Origin of the sequence: Actinoallomurus oryzae, from assembly GCF_039541955.1 — a bacterium.
GTDB classification, from domain to species: domain Bacteria; phylum Actinomycetota; class Actinomycetes; order Streptosporangiales; family Streptosporangiaceae; genus Actinoallomurus; species Actinoallomurus oryzae.
Genome location: NZ_BAABHF010000058.1, coordinates 1 through 14,539 on the forward strand (window position 1 = coordinate 1; position 14,539 = coordinate 14,539).

The 14,539-nt window shown below is 73.7% G+C and carries 13 protein-coding genes and 1 pseudogene; 5 read left to right on the top strand and 9 right to left on the bottom strand.

The features are described 5' to 3' along the window. From ABEA10_RS44635 to ABEA10_RS44655, 5 genes and pseudogenes are all read left to right on the top strand, one after another. A pseudogene (locus ABEA10_RS44635) lies at positions 1-558 on the top strand (succinate--CoA ligase subunit alpha); the annotation flags it as partial. A gap of 107 nt (positions 559-665) precedes the next feature. Continuing rightward, the gene (locus ABEA10_RS44640) at positions 666-1,475 is read left to right on the top strand and encodes a hydroxypyruvate isomerase family protein (RefSeq protein ID WP_345474912.1); all 810 of its coding nucleotides are present in this window, start codon (positions 666-668) and stop codon (positions 1,473-1,475) included. Continuing rightward, positions 1,472-2,356 (top strand): 2-hydroxy-3-oxopropionate reductase, encoded by an 885-nt coding sequence (locus tag ABEA10_RS44645; RefSeq protein WP_425551041.1) that lies wholly within the window; start codon positions 1,472-1,474, stop codon positions 2,354-2,356. The genes ABEA10_RS44640 and ABEA10_RS44645 overlap by 4 nt, the downstream gene beginning before the upstream one ends. 14 nt (positions 2,357-2,370) lie before the next feature. Further along, positions 2,371-4,071: a glyoxylate carboligase gene (gcl, locus tag ABEA10_RS44650; protein WP_425551042.1), complete on the top strand. Its 1,701-nt coding sequence runs from the start codon at positions 2,371-2,373 to the stop codon at positions 4,069-4,071. A 25-nt stretch (positions 4,072-4,096) separates the two neighbouring features. Continuing rightward, on the top strand, positions 4,097-5,635 hold the full coding sequence (locus ABEA10_RS44655; protein WP_345474749.1) for an aldehyde dehydrogenase family protein: 1,539 nt from the start codon (positions 4,097-4,099) through the stop codon (positions 5,633-5,635). 97 nt (positions 5,636-5,732) lie between these two features. On the opposite strand, the gene ABEA10_RS44660 is transcribed toward ABEA10_RS44655, so the two are convergent. From ABEA10_RS44660 to ABEA10_RS44700, 9 genes are all read right to left on the bottom strand, one after another. Further along, a complete protein-coding gene (locus tag ABEA10_RS44660; protein WP_345474751.1) occupies positions 5,733-6,284 on the bottom strand; it encodes a hypothetical protein in 552 nt (183 codons plus the stop codon). 93 nt (positions 6,285-6,377) lie between these two features. Continuing rightward, positions 6,378-8,192, bottom strand: a complete 1,815-nt coding sequence (locus ABEA10_RS44665; protein ID WP_345474753.1) for a CHASE3 domain-containing protein — start codon at positions 8,190-8,192, stop codon at positions 6,378-6,380. 185 nt (positions 8,193-8,377) lie between these two features. Further along, entirely contained in the window at positions 8,378-8,656 is a 279-nt protein-coding gene (locus tag ABEA10_RS44670) for a DUF6295 family protein (protein WP_329234297.1), read from the bottom strand. Between the two features lie 10 nt (positions 8,657-8,666). Beyond that, entirely contained in the window at positions 8,667-9,404 is a 738-nt protein-coding gene (locus tag ABEA10_RS44675; protein WP_345474756.1) for a dienelactone hydrolase family protein, read from the bottom strand. Further along, positions 9,401-11,074, bottom strand: a complete 1,674-nt coding sequence (locus ABEA10_RS44680) for an MFS transporter (protein ID WP_345474757.1) — start codon at positions 11,072-11,074, stop codon at positions 9,401-9,403. Before ABEA10_RS44680 ends, ABEA10_RS44675 begins: the two co-directional genes overlap by 4 nt. After that, positions 11,071-11,508 carry a MarR family winged helix-turn-helix transcriptional regulator gene (locus tag ABEA10_RS44685; RefSeq protein ID WP_329234306.1) on the bottom strand — a complete coding sequence of 146 codons (438 nt, stop codon included), beginning with the start codon at positions 11,506-11,508 and terminating at the stop codon, positions 11,071-11,073. Before ABEA10_RS44685 ends, ABEA10_RS44680 begins: the two co-directional genes overlap by 4 nt. Positions 11,509-11,533: 25 nt before the next feature. Next, positions 11,534-12,673: an EAL domain-containing protein gene (locus ABEA10_RS44690; protein WP_345474758.1), complete on the bottom strand. Its 1,140-nt coding sequence runs from the start codon at positions 12,671-12,673 to the stop codon at positions 11,534-11,536. Between the two features lie 203 nt (positions 12,674-12,876). Next, on the bottom strand, positions 12,877-13,272 hold the full coding sequence (locus tag ABEA10_RS44695) for an ABC transporter permease (RefSeq protein WP_329234312.1): 396 nt from the start codon (positions 13,270-13,272) through the stop codon (positions 12,877-12,879). 102 nt (positions 13,273-13,374) lie between these two features. Further along, entirely contained in the window at positions 13,375-14,505 is a 1,131-nt protein-coding gene (locus ABEA10_RS44700) for a DUF2330 domain-containing protein (protein ID WP_345474761.1), read from the bottom strand. Between the last annotated feature and the right edge of the window lie 34 nt (positions 14,506-14,539).

Genomic DNA, 14,539 nt, shown 5'->3' on the forward strand with positions numbered 1-14,539 from the left:
CATGCGGTGGCCAAGGGCAACAAGACCCGGATCATCGGCCCGAACTGCCCGGGTGTGGCTTCGCCGGGCAAGTCCAACGCGGGGATCATTCCGGCGGACATCACCACGCCGGGCCGGATCGGGCTGGTGTCGAAGTCGGGGACTTTGACGTATCAGATGATGTACGAGCTGCGGGACATCGGGTTCTCCACCTGTATCGGGATCGGTGGTGACCCGGTGATCGGCACCACCCACATCGATGCGCTGGAGGCGTTCCAGGCCGATCCGGAGACCGATGCGATCGTGATGATCGGGGAGATCGGCGGGGACGCCGAGGAGCGCGCGGCGGCTTACATCGAGGCGAACGTGACCAAGCCGGTGGTCGGGTATGTCGCCGGGTTCACCGCGCCGGAGGGCAAGACCATGGGTCACGCCGGTGCGATCGTGTCGGGTTCGTCCGGCACCGCCGAGGCCAAGAAGGAAGCGCTGGAGAAGGTCGGTGTCCGGGTCGGTAAGACCCCCAGCGAAACCGCCCGCCTCATGCGCGAGTGCCTCGCCTCGGCCGGCGCGACCAGCTGACCACCGCCGGACCCCACGAGCCGGTCACCGCGGCGTCCGTCGCGGCGGAGGAGATCCGCCGCTTTCGCCGGGCGTCCGTGGCGACCGCGAGCCTCGCGAGGAGCGACATGCGTTTCGACGTCAACCTGTCCATCCTGTTCACCGAACTACCGCTGCTCGAACGGCCGGCGGCGGCACGGGCCGCCGGGTTCGGCGCGGTCGAGCTGTGGTGGCCGTTCCCCGGCCCCGAACCCGCCGACCGCGAGGTCGACGCCCTGCTCCGCGCCCTCGGCGACGCGGGCGTCCACCTCGCCGGGCTGAACTTCGACGCCGGTGACATGGCCGCCGGCGAACGCGGCCTGCTGTCCCGCCCGGACGGCTCCGCCCGGTTCCGCGCGAACATCGACGTGGCCGTCGGGATCGCCGAGGCGACCGGCTGCCGGGTGCTCAACGCCCTGTACGGCAACCGCGTCCCCGGCCTGGACCCGCACGCGCAGGACGACCTGGCCGCCACCAACCTCGGCCTGGCGGCGGAGGCGGCCCGGCGATGCGACGCCACCGTCGTCGTCGAGGCGCTGAACTCATCTGAGAACCCCGGCTATCCGCTGACCTCCACGGACGCCGCACTGTCGGTGATCGACCGCGTCCGCGAGCAGGCGGGCACCGGGAACGTCGCGTTCCTGGCCGACCTCTACCACCTCGCCCGGATGGGCGAGGACCCGATCGCCGTCATCGAACGCCACGCCGCCTACTTCGGGCACGTCCAGATCGCGGACGTGCCGGGGCGCGGCCGGCCCGGCACGGGGGACCTGCCGTTCGGCGACGTGTTCGCCGCGCTCGACGCGTCCGGCTATGCGGGCTTCGTCGGGCTGGAGTACCGGCCCGCCGGGCCGAGCGCGGACAGCTTCGGATGGCTCCCCACCAAGGAGAACGCGTGAAGAACATCGGTTTCATCGGACTCGGCGTCATGGGCGGCCCGATGGCGGCCAACCTGGCGCGGGCCGGTCACTCCGTCGTCGGCCACGACCTGGGCGCCGAGCGCGTCGAGCGGCTGGTGGCGGCGGGCGGACGCGGCGCGGCCGACCTGGCCGACGCCGTGGCCGGCGCGGACGTCGTCATCACCATGCTCCCCGACTCGCCGGACGTCGAGGCCGTCGCGCTCGGCCCGGACGGCGTCCTGCGGCAGGCCCGGCGGGGCACGCTCTACATCGACATGAGCACGGTGCGGCCGGAGACGGCCCGCCGGCTCGCGCGGGCGGGCGCCGCCGCCGGCGTACGGGTGCTGGACGCGCCGGTCAGCGGCGGCGAGCCGGGAGCCGTCGAGGGACGGCTGTCCATCATGGTGGGCGGAGAGAAGGCGGACTTCGCCGCCGCGGCGCCCCTGTTCGAGGTGCTCGGCACCACCGTCGCCCACGTCGGGCCCGCGGGCGCGGGCCAGACCGTCAAGGCCGCCAACCAGCTCGTGGTCGGCGGAGTGTACGCGCTGGTCGCCGAGGCGCTCGTGCTGCTGGAGGCCTCCGGCGTCGACGGCCGGACCGGCCTGGACGTGCTCGCCGGCGGGCTGGCGGGCAGCCGCGTCCTCGACCTCAAACGCGCGTCGATGGTGAACCGGGAGTTCACCCCCGGCTTCCGCATCGACCTGCACCACAAGGACATGGGCATCGCCCTCGCGGCCGCCCGCGAGGCGGACGTGGCCCTGCCGATGACCGGGCTGGTCGCCCAGCTCATCGCCGCCGCCCGCTCCCAGGGCCACGGCTCACTCGACCACTCGGCCCTGCTCAAGGTGGTCGAGAACATCTCCGGGAAGGACCGGGCGTGAACAGAATCCCCTGTATGGAGGCGGCCGTCCGCGTCCTGGAGTCCGAGGGCGTCGACACGGTCTTCGGCATCCCGGGAGCGGCGATCCTGCCGTTCTACGCGGCCCTGCGCACCAGCCGGATCCGCCACGTCACCGTGCGGCACGAGGAGGGCGGCACGCACGCCGCCGACGGGTGGGCCCGCGTCACCGGCAACGTGGGCGTCTGCGTCGGCACGTCCGGCCCGGCGGGTACCAACATGATCACCGGCCTGTACACCGCGCTCGCCGACTCGGTGCCGATCGTCTGCGTCACCGGCCAGGCGCCGCGGGCCAAGCTGCACCAGGAGGCGTTCCAGGCGGTCGACATCGTCGAGGTCGCGCGGCCGGTGTGCAAGTGGGCGGTGCAGCTCAAGGAGCCGGCCCAGGCGCCGTGGGTGTTCCGGGAGGCGTTCCGCGTGGCGCGCTCGGGCCGCCCGGGGCCCGTCCTGATCGACCTGCCCCTCGACGTCCAGCGCGGTGAATGCCGGTACGACCCGGCCCTCGACGGCCCGCTGCCGGTCGAGGCCCCCGCGCCACGGCCCGAGCCGGTGCGCGCGGCGGTGGAGATGCTCCTGGGCGCCGAGCGGCCGCTCATCCTCGCCGGCGGCGGCGTCGTCGTCGCCGGGGCGGACGCCGAGCTGCGGGCGCTGGCCGAGTACCTCCAGATCCCGGTGCAGGTCACGCTGATGGGCAAGGGCGCCTTCCCCGAGGACCATCCGCTGTTCGCCGGGATGGCCGGCATCCAGACCCAGACCCGGTGGGGCAACGCGGCGTTCCTGGAGTCGGACACGGTGCTGGCGGTCGGGGCGCGGTTCGGCGACCGGCACACCGGCGACCTGGAGACGTACCGGCGCGGCCGTCGGTTCATCCACGTCGACATCGAGCCGACGCAGATCGGCAAGGTGTTCGAGCCGGACCTCGGCGTCGTCGCGCACGCCCGGCCCGCGCTCGCGGCGCTGCTGGACCACGCGCGCGCGGCGGGTGGCGCCCGGCAGCCGGGGGAGTGGGCGGGCCGGGTCGCCGAGCTGCGCGCCGCCCTGCCCCGGCGCGACGACTTCGACGACGTCCCGATCAAGCCGCCGCGCGTCTTCCGGGAGATCAACGACTTCTTCGGCCCGGACACCACGTTCGTCACCGCGATCGGGCTGTACCAGATCTGGTCGGGCCAGTTCCAGCGCACGTACCTGCCGCGCCGCTACCTCGTGTGCGGGCAGGCCGGGCCGCTCGGCTGGGAGGTGCCGGCCGCGATGGGCGTCAAGTGCGCGCACCCGGACCGCACGGTCGTGGCCGTCGCGGGCGACTACTCCTTCCAGTTCCTGATGGAGGAGATCGCGGTCGCGGCGCAGTACCGGATTCCCTTCGTCGTCGTCATGATCAACAACGAGTACCTCGGGCTGATCCGTCAGGCGGAGCTCCCGTACGACATGAACTACGCCGTCGACCTCCACTACGGCGAGGGCGGCGTCGACCACGTCAAGCTCATGGACGCGTTCGGCTGCCCGGCACGGCGGGTCGAGCGCCCGGACGACATCCGCGGGGCGCTGGCGTGGGCGACCGAGGAGAGCGAACGCGCCCGCCTGCCGGTGCTCGTGGAGGTCATGGTCGAACGCGAGGCGAACGCGGCGATGGGCGCGTCGCTGGACGCGATCACGGAGTACGAGCCCGTCCCCGAACCGGCGTTTTTTGTCGGCCAGTGATCGCATACAGTATGCGGAGGACAGGATGACGCTGAGCATCAAGCCGGGTACGCGGTGGGCCGACGCGTACGGGCGCTGCCAGGCGGCCGCCCCCGAGGCGTTCGACGACGACCGGGTTCGTAACCACTGGGGCCGCCGGTGGCGCCGTGACGGCGATCCGGGGCCCGCCACGTCGCCGGTGGACGGCACGCCCATCGCCGGGCCGCCGCTGCTGCCGGCCGCGGGCGCCACGGCCGCCGTACGGGCCGCGCTCGACCGGCACCGGGAGTGGCGGCACACGCCGCTCGCGGAGCGCCGGGCCCGGGTCGGCGCGACCCTCGACGCACTGGCCGCGCACCGCGACCTGCTCGCGCTGCTCCTGGTGTGGGAGATCGGCAAGCCGTGGCGGCTCGCCACCGCCGACGTCGACCGCGCCATCGACGGCGTCCGCTGGTACGTCGGGGAGATCGACCGGATGATCGCCGGCCGCCGCCCGCTCGCGGGGCCGGTCAGCAACATCGCGAGCTGGAACTACCCGATGAGCGTGCTCATGCACGCCATGCTCGTGCAGGTGCTGTCGGGCAACGCCGCGATCGCCAAGACGCCCACCGACGGCGGCCTCGCCTGCCTCACCCTCGCGTGCGCCCTGGCGGCGGGGGAGGGATTGCCGGTCACCCTCGTCAGCGGGGCCGGCCGTGAGCTGTCGGCGGCCCTGGTCCGCGCGCCGGAGATCGGCTGCGTCTCCTTCGTCGGCGGTCGCGACACCGGCGCGCACGTGGCCGCGGCCGTCGCCGACCTAGGCAAGCGTCACGTCCTCGAACAGGAGGGGCTCAACTGCTGGGGCGTGTGGGAGTACTCCGACTGGCCGCGGCTGGCCGGGCAGATCCGTAAGACGTTCGACTACGCCAAGCAGCGCTGCACGGCGTACCCGCGGTTCGTGGTGCAGCGCTCCCTGTTCGACCGGTTCCTCGCGGCGTACCTGCCGGCCGTCGGCCAGGTGCGCTTCGGCCATCCGCTGGCCGTGGAGGATCCGGGCGACCCGCTGCCCGAGCTGGACTTCGGGCCGCTCATCAACGACGCCAAGGCCAAGGAGCTGGCCGGCCAGGTCGACGAGGCGATCGCGCGCGGCGGGGTGCCGCTCCACCGCGGTTCGGTGGCGGACGGCCGGTTCCTGCCGGGCCAGGACACCTCGGCCTACTTCGCACCGGTGACGATCCTGGGGCCGCCGCCCTCCTCGCCGCTGCACCACGCCGAGCCGTTCGGCCCGGTCGACACGATCGTGCTGGTCGACACCGAGGCGGAGCTGCTGGCCGCGATGAACGCCTCCAACGGCGCGCTCGTCGCGAGCCTCTCCTGCGACGACGAGGCGACGGCGCGGCGCATCGCCGGCGAGGTCCGCGCCTTCAAGGTCGGCATCGGCGAGCCGCGTTCGCGCGGCGACCGCGACGAGCTGTTCGGCGGGCTGGGCGCCTCGTGGCACGGGGCTTTCGTGGGCGGCGAGCTGCTCGTCCGCGCGGTCACCGAGGGCGCCGCGGACGAGCGCCTGCCCGGCAACTTCCTCACCTACACGCTCCAGCCCGGATAGGAGGGGGACGACGGGTGGTCCGGCCACGGCCGGACCACCGTCTCCGGGGCGCGTCCCGGCGTCGCGGGCGGCGGGACAGGCGGGCGCGAGACGCGTGCTAGGCGAGACCGGACCGGCGTCGCCACCAGTCGGGGCGACGAGAGCCGGCGAGCCACTGGTCGGTGTCGCGCAGCACCGTGGTGAGCGCGTCCAGCGCGGCCGCCGGGGTGCCGGAGCGCCACCGGGTCTCCACGATCGTGTGCCGGTCGTGGGGGCTGTCGCAGCGGCAGGCGACCGTCAGCGATGCCTCGATACGGCAGTGGCCGGGGAAGTAGTCGGCGTTCTCCATCCGGACCGCGATCTCCAGCCAGTCGTCGCCGGTCTCCTCGTACGTGTGGGAGTCGTAGATGCTGTGTGCGGGCGGGTGCCACATCCACTGGCCCGGCCGCGGTCCGCCGCCCGGACCCGGATCGGGCCGGGGCGCGGGGTGTCGCGTGTGCCACTGGCCGACGAGGGTGAGGAAGCGCGCGCGGATCTCCGGATCGTCCCACGCGGCCCCGAAGATCTCCCGGAGCGGCAGCGCCCGCGGCCATATCCACACCGCAAGGGAGTGTTCCTCGGGTGGGTTCCGCACCGTGTCATCATCCCGCGCGACGCGCTCGGTGCGCATCGCTGCGAATGCAACGAAATCACGACATTCCCGGCCGTTTGCGGCCGTCGGCGTCCGGAGCCCTCGCGGTGCGGCAGGCGGCCGGCCGGTCCGTCAGGCGGACGCGGGACCGGCCGGAGGCGAGTCGGCGGGGATGGTCACGCGCACCGACGTCCCGCCGCCGGCCGGGCTGTCGATCGTGAACTCGCCGCCCAGCGCCTCGGCGCGGTCGCGCAGGTGGGCGAGGGCCGAGCCCGGATACGGATGGGCTCCGCCGACGCCGTCGTCGTCGATCCGCAGCCGTACCTCGTCCTCCAGATCGAGCCGGACCCGCACGACGGAGGCGTGCGCGTGCAGCACCGCGTTGGTCAGCGCCTCCGCCACCACGTAGTACACGGTCATCGCGCTGTTCCACGACGGTGGCTGCCGGCCGTGCGCCTCCAGGTCCACGGGCAGGGGCGTGCGCCGGGCGAGCGCGCGCAACGACGGCTCCAGGCCCCGCCTGAGCAGGAACGCCGGATGCAACTGCCGCGCGACGTCCTGCAGGCCCTCGATGACCTCCCTCAGATCGCGCGCCGCGGTGGACACCTGCTCCCTCAGCTCCTCCATTCCCGGCGGCACGGTCCTCTCAACGGCGCTCAACTCCAGGCCGACGGCGACCAGCCGTTGCTGGGTGCTCTCGTGCAGGTGGCGTTCGATCCGGCGGCGGGCCGCGTCGGCGGCCTCGATCAGACGCACCCGGGAGGCGGCCAGCTCCGCGCGGTGCGCGGCGTTCTCCAGCCCGACGCCGGCCAGCGCGGCGAACTGCCGCATGGTCTGCTCCGCCCGCGCCGTCCGGCGCAGGGGCGAGCGGGAGAGCACGGCGGCCATGCCCCAGAGCCGCTCGCCGGTCAGGATCGGGCAGCCGGCGAACCGGCGGATCTCGTTCGCCGCCAGCCAGTCGCCGAGGGCGCCGGCCGCCGCCCGGTCACCGTGCAGGCGCGCCGGGCGACCGGTCCGCCGGACCGCGGCGGTGACGTGGTCGTCCTCCACGGGCCAGCGGCCCTCCGCCGGGGGCATGACCGGGGGCGCGCCGGGCGCGCTCCAGTGCCCGGTCACCCGCACCGTGCCGTCGGGTTCGTACCGGCAGATCATCGTGTGTTCGGCACGCAGGACCCGCCCCATCTGACGGGCGGTCTCGGCGGCGATCTCCTCCGGCGGCGCCTTTCCGGCCGCGAGCGCGGCGAGCCGCCGCAGCCCCTCGCGCTCGCCGGAGGTCCGGCGAAGCCGGTCCAGGTCCAGCCATTCGAGGCCCACGCGCGTGCCGGGCCGGCGTCGCCTGACGAGGCCGGAGGCCAGGAAGACGAGCAGGAGGCAGCCCGAGACGCCGGCGGCGGTCGCGGTCATGCGGCGTACGGCCGGCACGGCGTCCCGCTCCCGCGCCCGGACCAGCCGCTGCTGGACGTCGGCGAAGTGGTCGAACTTCCGCCGGATCGTCTCGATGCGCCGCCGCCCCTCCGCGTGCGTGACAAGGGTCCGGGCGCTGTGGCGGTCACGCCGCGCCATGGTCATGAGGGGTTCCGCGTGCTCGCGGAGGTAGGCCGTCGCGGCACGGACGATCTCCCGCGCCCGCCGGTCCTGCTCCGAGCCGTTCTCGGCGGCGAGCCGTTGCAGCGCCGCGGCCTGCCGGGGGAGGGCGGCGCGGGCGGCCTGCCACGGGCGCAGCGAGCGCGTGTTCCCGGTGGCGAGGTACCTCAGCTGGCTCTGCTCCAGATCGGCCATCAGCCGTTCGAGCCGGTTCGCCGCGAGGAGCACCGCCGCCGAGTCGCGGTTCGCCGGCCCGGCGCCCACGATGAAGCCGGCCAGGCCGCCGAGCATGATCGCCAGGAGCAGCACGGTGAGGCAGGCGCGGCCGGACGGCGCGCCTCGCGTGCGTCCCGCGATTCGCATCCGGCGCTCCCCCGCACTCACTTCCCCTCTGCCGGCGGAGCGGCGGACGGGTGCGCGAGCCGGCGTACGACGCCGGGTGGATACCCCCGTCCGGGTGCGATTACGGCAACGCGCGGGCCAGCGCCGGGTCAGAGACGTCCGGGGCCCCGCTCCACCACTCCGCGAGCGGGGCCCCGGACGGTCCCTCAGGGACGGGTGCCCGCGGCGGCGAGGCCGGGCGGGGCGGCGGCGATCGCCTCGTGGATCGCGTCGGCGAGCGCGAGAGCCGCCTCCTCGGTCAGCTCCACCGCGACCCGGGCGGACGGTCCCCGCGCCGGGTCGGCGAAGTCGATGTTGACCGAGTGGTCCTGTTGCAGGTGGACGGGGTGGTCGACGTAGACGGCGGCCTCTTTGAGGCTGATCCAGCCCATCTTGGCCTTACCGCTGCCGCTGATCTTGATCTTGTGGGTCTGGTAGGTGCACATGGGTTCCGCCTCAGAGGTAGCGGCCGAAGAAGTCGAAGATCTTGCCCCAGCCGTCCACGGCGGCCTCGACCCGGTACGACGGGCGGTCGACCGCGAAGAACGCGTGCCCGGCGTTCTCGTAGGTGTGGAACTCGTGCTCCTTGCCGAGCCGGTCCAGCTCCTCGGACAGCTTCGCGGTCTCCGCGGGGGAGGGGAACTTGTCCTCGGCGCCGAACAGGCCGAGCAGCGGGCAGGACAGCTGCGGCGCCAGGCCCAGGATCGGCTTCATGGTCGGAGGCATGCCGGCCGGCGGGTCGCCCACGACGAACGCGCCGTAGCAGTCCACCGCGGCGTCGATCTGGAGCGAGCACGCGGACAGGAAGGTCTGCCGGCCGCCGGAGCAGTGGCCGATGACCCCGATCTTGCCGTTCGCGCCCTCCAGGGAGTTGAGGTACCGCGCGGCGCCGTCGACGTCGCCGACGAGCCGCTCGTCCGGCACGCCGCCGGCCGCGCGCACGGTCGCCGCGGCGTCGTCCGGGTCCGCCCCCGGCGCCTCACGTGAGTACAGGTTCGGGCACAGCGCGGCGTAGCCGTGCGCGGCGAACCTGCGCACCATCTCCTTGGTCGCCGCGTCGTAGCCGGGCATGTGGTGGATGACGACGACGCCGCCCCGTGGCTCGTCGCCCAGCGGCCGGGCGAGGTACGCCTCGATCTCGTCGTCGTCGTGCCCCTTGATGGTGACGGTCTCGGCCCTGAGCGCGTCGCTCATGCTTTCTCCTCAATGTGGACATATCGGGTGCCGCGCAGGGCGGAACCCAGCGCGGCGATGGCCGCCATGACGGCGGCGGCGGTGAACACGAGCACCAGGCCGTGGTGGAACGGCCCGGAGACCAGTTCGGGAAAGAACGTCTTGCCGGTGAGCGTCGCCCGGTCGCCGGCCGGGAGCGTGTCCAGCAGGCCGTTCGACCCGAGCAGGTGACCGATCGGGTTGTTGCCCAAGAACGCAGCGAACAGCGTACTGACCGGCGGCAGTGTGGCCACGCGTGTGGCGTCGGCCGCGGGCACCGACTGGGCCTGCAGCCCGGCCGACAGCGTGTGCGGCAGCGAGCTCGCCAGGCCCGCGATCATCAGGGAGAAGAACACCCCGATCGACAGCGCGGTCCCGGAGTTCTGGAACGTCGACCGCATTCCGGAGGCCACGCCGCGCTGGCCGGGCGGAACGCTGCTCATGATGGCCGAGGTGTTCGGCGCCGAGAACATGCCCTGCCCCACGCCGCTGGCGAACAGCAGGGCCGCGAACGCCCAGTACGGGAAGTCGACCGGCAGGGACAGCAGCCCGACGAAGGCCGCGCAGACCACCGCGAGGCCGCCGGTGGAGAACAGCCGGGCGCCGAACCGGTCCGACAGGTAGCCCGAGACCGGGCCCGCCACGAGGAAACCGGCGGTCAGCGGAAGCATGTAGATGCCCGCCCACAGCGGCGTGCGCTCGTAGTCATAGCCGTGCAGCGGCAGCCAGATCCCCTGCAGCCAGATGATCAGCATGAACTGCATGCCGCCCCGCGCGACCGCGGTGAGCAGCGCCGCGAGGTTGCCGGCCGCGAACGCCCGGATCCGGAACAGCCCCAGGCGCAGCATCGGCTCGGCGACGCGCGTCTCCACGGCGCAGAACGCCGCCAGGAGGAGCACGCCGCCGCCCATCCCGCCGAGCACCCAGGGGTTGGTCCAGCCGGTGGCGTGACCGCGGTACGGCTGGATCCCGTACGTGATCGAGGCGAGCAGGACCAGCGCGCCGCTCACGAAGGTGAGGTTGCCGAGCCAGTCGATGCGTGCCGCGCTCGGCGAGCCGACCTCGCGCAGGCTGTGGTAGGACCAGATGGTGCCGAAGACGCCGATCGGCACGCTGACCCAGAACACCGCGCGCCAGTCGACCTCGGCGAGCAACCCGCCGGCCAGCAGGCCGAGGAACTGCCCGGCCAGCGCGGTGATCTGGTTGATGCCGAGCGCCATGCCGCGCTGTTCGAGCGGGAACGCGTCGGTGAGGATGGCCGCGGAGTTGGCCGTCAGCATCGCCCCGCCGATGCCCTGGACGACGCGCCACCCGATCAGCCACAGCGCCCCCGACCCGCCGTGGAAGGGGTCGACCGACAGCGCCAGCGAGGCCACCGCGAAGACCATGAAGCCGAGGTTGTAGAGCCGGACGCGGCCGAACATGTCGCCGAGCCGCCCGAGCGCCACCACGAGCACGGCCGCGACGAGCAGGTACCCGAGGATCATCCACAGCAGGTAGCCGATGTTGGAGGGGGAGAGCGGGTCCAGCCCGATGCCCCGGAAGATCGCCGGCATCGAGATGATCACGATGGAGCCGTCCACCGAGGCCATGAGCACGCCGAGCGTGGTGTTGGACAGGGCCGTCCACTTGTACCGGTCGCCGTGCGTCACAGGCTGTCCGCCAGCCGTTCGAGCAGCGGGATGACCTCGATCAGGCGGTGTCGCTCCTCGGGGCTGAACCCGTCCGTGAGCGCCCGGCTCAGGCGGCGCACGCTCGCCGAACGCCGGTCGAGCAGGATCTGGCGGCCCTCTTCGGTGATCGACATCGACACGCGGCGCCCGTCGTCCGGGTCGGGCATCCGCGCCACGAGGCCGCGCTGTTCGAGCGCCGCCAGCGTGGTCCCCATCGCCTGCGGCCGTACGCGTTCGCCGCCGGCCAGCGCGCCGGGCGTCGCGGGGCCGTCCCGGTCGAGGCGCGACAGCGCCGACACCTCCGACAGCGTCAGCTCACCGGGCTCGTGCGCCTGCCGCAGCCGCCGTACGATCCGGCCGAGCGCCACACGGAGATCGGAGGCCGTGCGCTCCTCGCCTGCCTCATCCACCACAATTCGTAAACTAAGACTTATAAAGCTAGATGTACAAATCCGCGAGGCTGCGGATGAGGTCGCCGACCCGGGCGATGCCCAGGCAGCGGCCGACCTCGTCCACGACCACGAGGTCGTCGTACACCCGCGAGGCGTCGTCGCCGGCGGCGCGCAGCGCGGCGACCGCCGGTACGGTGCGCGGCACCGGCCGGGGCGGATCGGCCAGGCGCGCGGCGGCCTTGTGCGCGTGCAGGGCATGGCCGTACGCCCCGGCGAGTTTGAGCAGGAACCGCGTCCGGTCGATGGTGTACCGCGGCCGCTGCGCCGGATCCACCAGGACCACGCTGGTCGTCGTGGGCTCGGCGTTGAAGGCGGAGAAGACCTCGTCCGCGGTCACGGTGTCGGGCATGACGGCCGCGGGCAGCATGAACTCCGTCACCCGCGGGCCGAGCCGGTCGGTCTCGCGCGGTCCCGGCCGCACCGCGACGGGCATGCCCGGCCGCCAGTCCGGTGCGGCGAGCAGCGGCCCCTGGGCCAGCCGGACCCCGAGCCCGCGCAGCCTGACGAGCTGTTCGTCGTCGACGACGCCGGGGGCGAGCACGTGACCGCCCGTGCGCCGGCCCAGCGAGACCAGGGCGTCGACCAGGGCCGCGCGCCAGGGGTCCGCCGGCGCGCGCCGGGTCAGTTCCGGGTCGAGCGTGAGTACGGACGGCGCGACCTCGGCGACGAAACGCACCGGCAGGTCGGCCGCGTGCTCGATCGCGATCAGATAACCCGTGGCCCGGAGCCGGCCGAGCCGCGCGGCGGCCTCCTGCGGGGGCATGCCGCCGAACAGGCCGCTCACCGAGATGACCATGCCGCCCGGCCGGCGCCCGACGCTCATGAACGTCCGGTGCAGGCGGTCCATGCCGCGGTCGTCGGCGAGTGTGGAGGCGCGCAGGGCCACGTGGAGCGGCAGGAGGGTCTCGCGCCGAGCCGTGGCGCGGGCCGCGAGGATCGCCCGGTCGACGTCGGACTCGCCGTCGGTGACCCGGCCGGCGGGCGCGCTCACCGCGACGACGGCGCCGGTCTCCAGGTCGACGACGGGAAGGAGGGCGACGTGTGGCGGCGGCGCGGCCCGGCCGCCGTCGTCGCGTCGCGCGAAAGTGCCCTGCGGGCCGCCCGGATAGGAGGCGTACTCGGTCACGGGCCCTCCCACGCCGGCCCCGCGGTCACGATGCCGTGCCTTCTGTCTCCCCCGCTTCGCCCGGTCACGTGGTGATTCTGCGTGACTTTATGGGTGATTTGTCGGTGTTGGCGGACTGTTCACCGATAATTCGGGTGCCCGCCGCCGACGTCCCGATCACTTGCCGGAGGCCGGGAGCCGGTGACCGTGAGACCGGCAGGACGTCAGTACCAGCTGATGCTGAGGATGGCGATGAGGTAGGTGATGCAGGCGATGGCCGCCAGGCCCGCCAGCACCCAGATCTCCGCGCCGCGCAGCGCCTGCACGATGAGCGCCGCCACGATCACCGCCACCAGCACGTCGCAGGTCGCCGCCGCGGCACGCGTGTGGCCGCCGCTCCGGCCGCCGGCCGCGCCGAACGTGTCGTGTGATCCACTGGACGACTCGCCGCCCCTCGCCCCGAGGAGCAGGGCGTACGCCAGCAGGACGGCGGCGGCCACCAGCCCGGTCTCGGTCTGCCCGCGCAGCGCCACGGTTGCCCCGACCGCCACACCCGCGGCCACGGCGAGGAACGGCGCGATCCAGCGGTGCGCGCGCCGTCGTTCGGGAGCGATCCACATGCCCTGAGTCCTCCCACCTGGCCGGGAACCCCAAACCGGCCGGACGGCCAACCGTGATCATCATTTGGGTTCCGTAAAGGGCAAAGGGGAAGACCCGGCACCTCAGCGCCGCGGGACGGCGGGAGGGCTCCCCGGCCGGTTCTCGCCGATGGTCCCGTCCGTGCCGGGAGACGCCGCCGCGGCTCCGCGCCGTGCGCGCGCCGCGCGCCGGGCCGAGACCACGGCCGCCGCGGCCCCGGCGACGATGACGAGAAGGACGCCGACGATGAACCACAGGTACGCGGGGACGCCGAGGAACGTGACGAGACCGCCGTCGACGTTCTCCACCTCCCGGTACGGGGTGTCGGCCGTGTAGCCGAGCCGGAGGTCGTCGGTGAAGTCGGCCGGCGGGATGCCGTGCCGCACCACCTCGGTCAGGAACGCGCCGTCACCGACCATCGAGCGCAGTCCCGGTGAGGCGACCATCGAGGGCGTGACCCGGCCCGCGTACGTCGTGAGCATGCTGAGCCCCGAGACCGAGACGCGGTGCGGCGCGAGGACGTACAGGTGCACCGACTGCGGTGACGCGGCCAGCCGCGACAGCCGGATCGGATAGACCGGTGCGTCGGCGGCGAAGGTCACGCGCAGCGGGTCCAGCGCGCCGGTGAGGCGGCCCTGCCGCGGCGCGAGCTTGATCGCGGTGTAGGTCCAGTGGCGCGCGACGTACGGCTTCAGCGCCTCGGCCAGGCGCCCGGGAAGACGGTAGCCGTGCGCGGTCAGCCACGAGGCCAGCGCGCGCGAGTCGCCGGCGGACAGCGTGGTCACCTCGAACGGGCCGAGCCGCTGACGGCCGAGCACCCCGACCCCGTCACCCGTTCTCGGCGCCGCGGCCCCGACCGTCCTGTCGCCGCCGAGGCGCGGCAGCCACCGCCGGTGCCGTACGACGGCCGGCTCGGTCAGCCGGTCGAGCTGGTCGAACCAGTCGCTCTCACCGAGCGTCACCCGGGCCCGCGCGGGCGTCGGCATCAGCCACGCGGCGTCCCGCGCCTGCGAGCGCACCGACAGCCGCATGACGATCTCCTCCTGCCCGCCGTCGTAGCGGACGATGGACGTCTCGTCCGCCACGTCGACCCCGGATCGCGTGGAGGTGATGAGCGCGCCGCAGCCACAGGCCCACGACGGGCGCATGAGCGCGAGACCGGCGGCGGCGACGGCAAGCACGAGGGCGAGACGAGCGAGATGCCTGATGCGCATGCCCCTGAGACGCCCGCGCGCGTCCCGCCGTTGC